General features: G+C 58.0%; 1 protein-coding gene. It reads left to right on the forward strand.

Annotated features, from left to right (window positions below; genetic code table 11):
• Window positions 1-318 precede the first annotated feature (318 nt).
• Window positions 319-2574, forward strand: coding sequence for a phage tail tape measure protein (locus B9Y90_RS25855; RefSeq protein WP_085543131.1), 2256 nt, complete (start codon window positions 319-321; stop codon window positions 2572-2574).
• Window positions 2575-2650: the final 76 nt, after the last annotated feature.

The following is a 2650-nucleotide window of genomic DNA, read 5'->3' on the forward strand; positions in this document are numbered from 1 at the left end:
CTACGACCTGCTGCGGGACATGGACAGCGACGACTACCGCCAGCTGACGGCCGCCCGCGATGCGCTCAAAAAAAAGCGCGCGGACGCGAACGGCGACTCCGGGACTTCCGGTTCGCCTGCCTCCGGCTCCGACGGTACGGATACGGCGAATCAGACATCCGGGCTCTCGACACTGTAACCCTGGGGGCGCTCCTCGATGGCATTCAGCGCATCGAGGCCCCCAAAGCCTGGTTTAAACAGCAGCGTGGCGGCGGCACCACCTTTGTGAGCCGCCGCCAATCCTCCCGGCGGCAACGCCCATCCCGCAGGACATAATCCATGGCCGGTCCCTTTGAAACACAGATGAGTATTGGCCTGCGCGACAATGCCAGCGCCGGTATTCAGCGCATCCGCAACGAAGTGAAGCGCATGCAGGAGGCCCGCGAGGCGCTGGGCCTGCGCAGCGAGCGCACCATCCAGCGTCAAATCGATCAGACGTCTGCCGCTTATCTGCGGCTGGCCCGCTCCGGCACGCTGTCGGCCACCGAACAGCAGCGCGCCTGGGAGCGGACGTCGTCCATCATCAGCCGCCTCAACAAAGAGATGAGCGTAGTTGAGCAACAACAGCAGCGCATCAGCCGCAACCCGGCCCGCGAGGCCCGGGCCGTACTGGGCATTAAAAGCGAGCAGGATATCCGGCGCGAGATAGCCCAGACCGAGGCGGCCTACAATCGCCTTGAGCGTTCCGGCGTTATGTCAGCGATGGAGCAGCAGCGGGCGTATGCGCAGATGACCAGCACCGTGGCGAAGCTCCGCCGGGAGCTGGGCGAGACGGAGCGCACCCAGAGCCGCCTGACCTCGGGCCTTAAAACCGGTCTGAAAGTGGCCGGCACCGTGGGTGCGGTGGCCGTGGGTACAGGGCTGGCCTTGCGTAAACCGATAGAGGACTCGGTGGGTTACGACGCCGAGCTGCGCAAGCTCGCCAACTTTAAGTACAACCAGCTTGGTACGGCTGGCCGTACCATCGGCTTGCACACCATTGACAAACAGCTCCGTGCCGCTGTGGGTGAAAGTGGAGCGACGCCCGATCAGGCGGCTATCGCGTATGAAACCATGGTGCGTTCAGGGGTGGTTGAGCACCCTGAGAAATACCTGGGTAGCGATTTGAGGATTGCGGTGGCAACCGGGGCTGATGCTGAATCCGTCGCCAACACTCAGGCCAGTGCGGTGAACTTTGGTTTAAGTGAAAAGGATTCACTGTCAGCGGGCAGCACCATCACCACTGCCGCGCAGCATGGCAAGCTGGATGTACCAATGCTGGCGCACTATATCCCACAGGGGCTGGAGTACGCCAAATCCGCAGGTTTTTTCGGGCGTAAAGGGTTTGCTCAAATTCCGGCACTCTTCGAGGCGGCAGCTATTGGATCAGGGACACCTGAGGAAGCCGCTATCAATACTAACGACCTGTTATCTGAACTTACATCCAAGAACCTGAAGCACAATGCAAAACGTCTCAAAATTAACGGACGCAGCATTAATATAGAAAAAATGATGCGCCATGACCGTGAGCTGGGGCTGACACCACTGGATACGGTGCGGGGGTTGCTTCAGAAAATGGATGCTGCTGACCCTGATTACCGTCGCTATCAGGCCGAGATGTCCAGAACAACAGACCCGGACCGCAGAGCTAAGCTTGAATCGGAAATGATGGCGATCCACGGAGACCATACCTCTGCTTTGTTCCCTAACCAGCAGGCCCGCAAAGCCTGGATAAACCTGGATCGCAACTGGGGGACATTCGACAAATTAACCAACGAAGGGGCGGCCCAGTTTGTCCTGCCACTGAACCAGCAGTCAGCGACGCGGGATTTTGACTTTAATAAAGAAGGCAACGCCTGGAAAATTCAGAACGCCAAAAATGCGGCATTTTACGCCGAAGTTGATTCCATGAAGAAACCCGCTGATCTCGTGGGTGTCCTGTCTGATGAGTTTGCCGATCTGGCCAAAAAGTTTCCCCTCCTGGCGGGGTCTGTCTCTGTTACCACTGCAGCATTCCACTCGTTATACAATGAGGTAGGGCATATGGGTGGTCTGACTATTGGTGGTATTGCGCTGTATAAAATGGGGAAAAAACTCTTCAGTAAAGGGGGAGCGCCTGGATCGGGTGTTGTCGAACCCCCAGCGGCAGGTACCGCCGGTGATGAAGTTGCCCAGGCGCTAAGAGAGGCGGGAGAAATTGCTGGGAAAAGCAAACTGTTGATGCCACTAAAATACCTGAACCCCATCGGGGACGCCGCCATGTTGGGGGGGTCCCTTTACGATCACTTTATCAAACGAGGGAAAGATAAAATCGCGGAAGGTAAAGGAGCACCTCCTCCGGGTGTCGAGCTGCCATACCCTGCCGGGGCGCTGGACGTCTGGGATGAGATCCATAAATTCATCAGCAACAGTACTCCAGCACCAGCGAAAGGTAATGCCGGTGCTTCACCGTCTAAGCCACGGCAAACCGTAGTGAACGTTTACCTGGACAGCCAACTGGTGACCCAGCAGATCATGCGCCAGTCTGAGCTGACGAACCGGAGGTATGGCTCATGACCGATATGCTTTCCCAGCTGGCGGCGCTGGCCGGTATTGATGAGCTGCTGCCCGCGTCATTCCGGGGCGTACCCTT

Origin of the sequence: Cedecea sp. NFIX57 (genome assembly GCF_900177785.1) — a bacterium.
Lineage (GTDB): Bacteria > Pseudomonadota > Gammaproteobacteria > Enterobacterales > Enterobacteriaceae > Cedecea > Cedecea neteri_C.